Source organism: uncultured Veillonella sp. (assembly GCF_963534045.1).
Lineage (GTDB): Bacteria > Bacillota > Negativicutes > Veillonellales > Veillonellaceae > Veillonella.
On the sequence record NZ_CAUSQT010000021.1, the window covers coordinates 24,643 to 30,930 of the forward strand.

The 6,288-nt window shown below is 39.4% G+C and carries 7 protein-coding genes; all 7 read right to left on the minus strand.

Annotated elements, in window-relative coordinates; translation table 11 throughout:
- On the minus strand, nucleotides 1-756 hold the full coding sequence (gene tsaB / locus RYP29_RS05155) for a tRNA (adenosine(37)-N6)-threonylcarbamoyltransferase complex dimerization subunit type 1 TsaB (protein ID WP_311532545.1): 756 nt from the start codon (nucleotides 754-756) through the stop codon (nucleotides 1-3).
- Nucleotides 740-1,231: a tRNA (adenosine(37)-N6)-threonylcarbamoyltransferase complex ATPase subunit type 1 TsaE gene (gene tsaE, locus RYP29_RS05160; protein ID WP_005378694.1), complete on the minus strand. Its 492-nt coding sequence runs from the start codon at nucleotides 1,229-1,231 to the stop codon at nucleotides 740-742. The genes tsaB and tsaE overlap by 17 nt, the downstream gene beginning before the upstream one ends.
- The gene (gene thiL / locus RYP29_RS05165; protein ID WP_311532546.1) at nucleotides 1,224-2,201 is read right to left on the minus strand and encodes a thiamine-phosphate kinase; all 978 of its coding nucleotides are present in this window, start codon (nucleotides 2,199-2,201) and stop codon (nucleotides 1,224-1,226) included. The genes tsaE and thiL overlap by 8 nt, the downstream gene beginning before the upstream one ends.
- A 98-nt stretch (nucleotides 2,202-2,299) precedes the next feature.
- The gene (locus RYP29_RS05170; RefSeq protein WP_311532547.1) at nucleotides 2,300-2,860 is read right to left on the minus strand and encodes a GerMN domain-containing protein; all 561 of its coding nucleotides are present in this window, start codon (nucleotides 2,858-2,860) and stop codon (nucleotides 2,300-2,302) included.
- Between the two features lie 2 nt (nucleotides 2,861-2,862).
- Entirely contained in the window at nucleotides 2,863-3,954 is a 1,092-nt protein-coding gene (locus RYP29_RS05175) for an N-acetylmuramoyl-L-alanine amidase (RefSeq protein ID WP_118353953.1), read from the minus strand.
- A gap of 168 nt (nucleotides 3,955-4,122) precedes the next feature.
- Nucleotides 4,123-5,061 carry a ComEC/Rec2 family competence protein gene (locus RYP29_RS05180; protein ID WP_205095414.1) on the minus strand — a complete coding sequence of 313 codons (939 nt, stop codon included), beginning with the start codon at nucleotides 5,059-5,061 and terminating at the stop codon, nucleotides 4,123-4,125.
- Nucleotides 5,062-5,065: 4 nt separating this feature from the next.
- Nucleotides 5,066-6,288: NAD(P)H-hydrate dehydratase (locus tag RYP29_RS05185; RefSeq protein WP_311532548.1), on the minus strand; the 1,223-nt coding region annotated here is incomplete at its 5' end.

Below are 6,288 nucleotides of genomic sequence, written 5' to 3' on the forward strand. Positions count from 1 at the left end.
CTATTTTTCACCTGCCGCTTCGATTACAGTGACTGTAGGATTCTCCTTTAACATAGCAGGATTATCTTTATGCTTTTCTTCCCACAATACTTCTGCTTCAGACCGTCTAATATAGTACGGTACCATATCCATAGGATCAGCACTTTCACCTCGTTCAATCATAGGGCGGGCACTTAATAATAAAGAGCTAGCCTTAGGTATGCGATAGATAGGATTACCAATGATTAATAACTCATCATCTTCTACTAGTGGAGCAATCCGCTTAATACCATCACCCACAAATACGACGCGTTTATGTTGGTTTCGTAATCGTTCTACTAATGAAGCAGCCTCCACTACAAATGGCTCCTCTTTAACCCGTAAATGCTCTCCATCATATGTATACAGAGCCGCATAGACATGTTTCTTTTGCGCATCAATAACCGTGCAAATCGTATCAGTAGTGTATGGAATATTACGTGCTAATCCATCCATAGTCATAACGCCGTATAAAGGTATTTGTAATGCATAAGCCATAGCCTTTGCCGTCCCCATTCCTATGCGCAAACCCGTAAAGGAACCGGGACCACTAGCAACAACGATTCCTTTTAAATCAGATTTTTCTACCCTCGTCATCTCTAGCAATGATTGAATATGTGGTACCAACTGCTCAGAATGAGTCAATCCTGCTTGTATGGTAATTTCACCAAGTAACTGACTTTCATTCATCACAGCAACACTAGAAACGACAGAACTCGTTTCAATTCCCAACCACATACATACCTCCTAAAGTATTCAATGTTTCAGCGTCAAGTACATCGCTCTCTAATGTAATCCGTCTAGAGTGAGTATCAATCGAATCAATATGTATCCATAACGTTTCATCGGGCAATTCATCTTCAAACTTATCCGCCCACTCTACAATGGCAACTTGATCCTCTGTAAATTCATAAAACCCAATATTTTCTAATTCACTTACATCATCCATGCGATATAAATCAAAATGGTATATTTCACCGGCCAATGTCATATAGGTATTCATAAGAGAAAATGTAGGACTTGTAATATCCTCCGACACGCCAAGACCCTTTGCTATGCCCTGAGACATATGAGTCTTACCAGTCCCTAAATCACCTATTAATGCCATGCATAGTGGACTAGCAGACTCTTTGACCCACTGACCTAGGCGTTCGCCAAAACATTGCGTATCCTCTACAGAATATGTTTCTAATGTAACTTTATTTTTACTCATGAAAATGATTATATCCTTTCGCTTCTAATAAGCGTATCTCTTTATCCTTAGTCACCGATTGTACCATCGGTTTTCCCTCTATAACCTCACCAATAAGCGTGATAGAACCTAACTGTTCTAATGCCTGTGAAAGCTCCTTAGGCGCTGTAAATACGAGCTGAAAATCTTCACCGCCCAACAAGGCATAATCAACAGGATTAGTATGTAATACAGCAGCTAGTTTATATGTTTCTTCATGCAATGGGATAAGTGCTTCATCAATGACGATTGAAACATGTGATGCCTTTGCAATTTCATTCAACTCACTACTAAGGCCATCGCTGATATCATTCATACTATGAATGCCTAGATCTCGCAATTTTTGGCCTAATTCAATCTGTGGTTCTGGACGCTGATGTCCAATTCTCGTCATTGGATAGCCATCTAGATTATACGATAAAGAGCCTAATCCTGTGGCAGCATAACCAATATAATTAGTAACGCCCACCACATCCCCAGGTCGAGCACCACTTCGTAGTATCGCTTTACCTTTAGGCACTTCGCCTATGATAGTAATGGTCCACACCATAGGGCCATCTATACTGACCGTGTCACCGCCAATAAGATTTACATGATATTGTTGGCACTGATCCTTAATCCCTCTATAAATTTCATCTAAAATTCGCGTGTCAATATGACCTGGTGCAGATACAGATAATACAACCTGACGTGGTATACCTCCCATAGCAGCAATATCACTCAAATTAGCCGTCATCAAACGATATCCTACATCATAGGGCGCCATATAATGAAAGCTAAAATGAACACCTTCCACCATGGTATCTGTACTTATGAGCTGATCATACCCTTCACTAGCTTTATAAACGGCACAATCATCGCCAATACCTTGCACCACTGTCTTATTGTCATATATTGTATCCGATTCAATACTATGTATGAAATTAAATTCACCAAGAGTTTTAAGTTCCACAATATCACCTTTTTTATCTTATACACTATATGTATTGTAACATATATAGGAATGCAAAAAAAATCGACCTCATCATACCGATGAGGTCGATTCGTACATTATTTTTTTATGAGTTGTTCCATCCGTTTAACAGGGCTCTTCGTATCGAATGCGCCTACAACAGGAACCTTTTTGCCATCACATACAAAGAGCACTCCATTGATATTATCAAAAGAGGTCAATGTATTAACAATAGCAGCCATTTGCAACTTAACAGTTAAGTCGCCACCTTTACCATCAACAAAAGCTTTATTCACCTCTACAGAAGCAACTCCATCTTTAACTGTTACAGAGTTGATTTTTATCGCTTTATCAAAGATAGGATACTTTTGTTGGCGATCAGCTTTTAACATGGCAAGCAATGCCGCCTTCGGCGTCACCTTATCTGCTGCAATATCCACGGATTGTTGTTTAACACCGGAACCATCTTCAGTAGGAACAAAGAATACCATTTTAACGGATTCACTAGAAGCCTTAGCAGTTTCAGCATCTTTATTGACCTTAACCTCTTGGCTTACGTTTGTAGAACCTGTGTTTTGCATTTGATTGGAATTACAGCCCGCTGTAAAAGCTAGGATGCCGATACAAGCAATCACTGTTATTTGATTTCGAATATTCATCCTTAGCCTCCAAAGTAACTAGCAATACCAGCAGCAATGCGATTAGCAAAGTCTTGTTCTGTTTGTTCGCTCTTCAATGCACGTTCTTCATTAGGGTTAGAAATAAAGCCTAATTCTACGAGAATAGCCGGCATATTTGTATGTCTCAATACATACAAATTACCTTCTTGGATACCTCTGTCACCATTGAAACCTGGTACATTAGCAATTTGATTTTGTACTTTTTGTGCTAAGCGAGCGTCATTACCAGTTTTAGAATAGTAGTATGTAGCAATGCCACCTACACTTGGGTTGTTGAAAGAGTTAATATGAACACTTACAAAGGCATCTGAATTGTGGGAGTTTGCTATATTAACGCGAGCACCCAACTCATCAACACCACTCGCATTAGGACCATATACATCGACATCTGTAGTACGAGTCATGAACACCTTAGCACCGCGAGCTTCTAAAGCTGATTTCAAATATTTAGAAATCGGTAATGTTGCACTTTTTTCTTGGAACCCTGTAGGGCCGATAGCACCTGGGTCGCTACCACCATGACCTGGATCAATAGTAATCACCTTACCGGATAAGCCTCCTGATACAGAGTATTTACCGGACCCTTTGCTACTTGCTGGCGCTGTAGCTGGGGATGGTTTCTTACCATAATTGATAGGTTTTGGAGCCACGCCTTTTTTCTGTACATCTACAACAATTCGATACGGCTTTTGATTAACTGTATCCTTCTTCAAAGAGAAAACCTTCACATCATTAGTATCCAATGCGGATGGAGTTTTAATCGTAACTGCCACATCGTTGCCTACTTGTGAAAGTTGAGCTACGCTAGCAATGGAAGAATCCATATAAATAGTATTCTTCGTCGTTTTTAGCTTCGTATTCTTCAAAGTAACCGTTGTCGTTTTTCCATCTTTACTGATGGATGCTGCCGCTTTTACAGGAGTAGATAAATCCATAACCATACGTACATATGGAACAGGTGCATCAGTTCTCGTTACCCAACGAGCATCCTGTAAATTAGCAGCCTTTGCTTGACTTAACATCAGTGGTACAGCCATGAGAAAAGCAAAGCAAATTAAAAATAGTTTACGCAATACATTCACTCCAATCTAACTGACATACTTTTTGTCCAAACCATAGAGATGAGCCGATGATACTAATGTTTCGTCTCATCGTTCCAATCTATCCATAAACTAATGTTAGATTATAGATAGATTATTTCATACAAACATGAAGATAGGTATACGGATTATACATATCTATCATCGTTCTGTAGAAATTTGCCATTCATTCCCATCCGTACTAATGTGAATACGTCCCATCGTATCTGTACGATAAATGGCGATATTGTGTTCATTCAAATGACGTAATGTCACATCATGAGGATGACCATATTTATTATATAACCCACAAGAGATTAATGCACTCTCTGGTTTGACGGATTTTAGGAAATCTTCAGAACTACTTGTTCGTGATCCGTGATGCCCCACCTTCAAAATACGAGCAAAGAGCTTACTATTTTGCTCTTTTATAAGCCGTTGTTCTTCTTGTAATTCTGCATCCCCTGTAAAGAGCATAGAAAATTTACCAAATATAAATTTACCAACAATAGAATTATTATTTAAATCCGGTTGCCCTTTTTTATCTACTAATATATCATCCCAAGGCGCATATACTACAAATACTGCACCATGACCAAAATCAACAGTACCACCTTTTTTTAACGTAGTGCGTTGAATATTCTTTTTCTCAATCCATTTTTCATATGTTTTATACATATTATTGTCAACAGAAATACCATCATCATATACATGTTCTATAGGCATTGCTTTTGCAATAGCTAAAAAACCACCCATATGATCTGCATGAGGATGTGTGATGATGACATTTTTAAGCTTTGTAACACCGAGGTTATGTAGTTGGGCTACAATATTTTCACGATGTTCTATATCTCCCGTATCAATCATGCTATACTCATCACCAACTTTAAGAAGTATTGCATCCCCTTGGCCGATATCTAGCATATAGATATCAACATGCCCTTCTGCATTAGTCTGCTTTGTATCAATAGAATAATTGGATGATGCCGACACGGCTTGTGTAGCCGCTTTGGATACATCTGAATTCGAACAACCTGCTAGCACAAACAGTGGCACTAATAAAGCTATGAAGCAGAGTAGTATTCGTTGTAATCGCGTCATATACCTATCCTTTCAATAACTCTTGTAGTACCAAACCAACGGATTGGCTTACATCACTTGGTGTATAGCCCCAAGGTTTTTCTTTAGCCAATATATCAGCGCTTCGACTATGTACATAGACACCTAATAAGGCCGCAGACTGTAAAGAATAACCTTGTGCTACAAAGGCGGCTATAATCCCCGTTAAACTATCACCCATTCCTCCTGTTCCCATACCAGGATTGCCTATCATATTGATATATACTTCACCGGTAGGAAAGGCAACTAAACTAGGAATTCCTTTTAAAACGAGCACTACATTATGAGCTACAGCAAATTGAATCGCTAACTCTACATAATGCTTCTCTATAAAATTAATGGATGTATCAATAAGACGGCTAAACTCGCCTAAATGAGGTGTCATAATGCAATTTTTAAACTGCATATTGCCTTCATAAGTAATAGTCTTATCCCCATGTGCATAAACATGTCCTATGGTGCCAAGAGCATATAATCCATCAGCATCGATAACCATATGTCCCGATTGTCGTTCTAACAAAGAATTTACCAATACTTTGGCTTCATCTGTGCGTCCTAATCCAGGGCCAACGGCAACGACATCATAGGATTGTAAATTGGTGGAACCTATATTTTCTAATGGCAATACCATGACTTCTGGTATGCATTTAGACTGTACGATAGATCGCACACTATTAAGAACGGCTAATGAAACCTTACCGGCTCCACCATGTACGGCCGCCTCTGCGCTTATGATAGGTGCTCCTACCATTGATTCAGAACCACCGACAATCAAAGCGTTACCATTAACACCCTTATGGGCCTGTGGCATACGATCACTGAGTTCTAGTGAAGCTAAACGGTCATACAAAACATAATGGGATGTGTTAAATGGCGCCTCTGCTCCTAATGCTAATTCCCAAGGCACACCCAATGGTGCAATTATTACGGTACCGGCTAAGGATTTACCAGGATATAACAATAGACCTTCTTTAATAGATCCAAAGGTTACTGTCGTATCATAGGATAATGTATAATCAGAAGCCTGTCCGGTAGTGGCATCAACACCGGCTGGCACATCGATAGCCCATAGGGAAAATCCATATTGGTTGCGTTCCACATCGATGTCATGTAGCACAGAGGTTATAGATTCACGTAATTCACCTTGAAAACCAGTTCCCATCAAACCTTCTACGACAACATGAACACGGGACCAATCACTAAAACTTT

Coding starts and splice junctions, on each gene's coding strand:
- tsaE (WP_005378694.1), bottom strand. CDS start 1,231: ATGAGTAAAAATAAAGTTACATTAGAAACATATTCTGTAGAGGATACG.
- tsaB (WP_311532545.1), bottom strand. CDS start 756: ATGTGGTTGGGAATTGAAACGAGTTCTGTCGTTTCTAGTGTTGCTGTG.
- RYP29_RS05170 (WP_311532547.1), bottom strand. CDS start 2,860: ATGAATATTCGAAATCAAATAACAGTGATTGCTTGTATCGGCATCCTA.
- RYP29_RS05180 (WP_205095414.1), bottom strand. CDS start 5,061: ATGACGCGATTACAACGAATACTACTCTGCTTCATAGCTTTATTAGTG.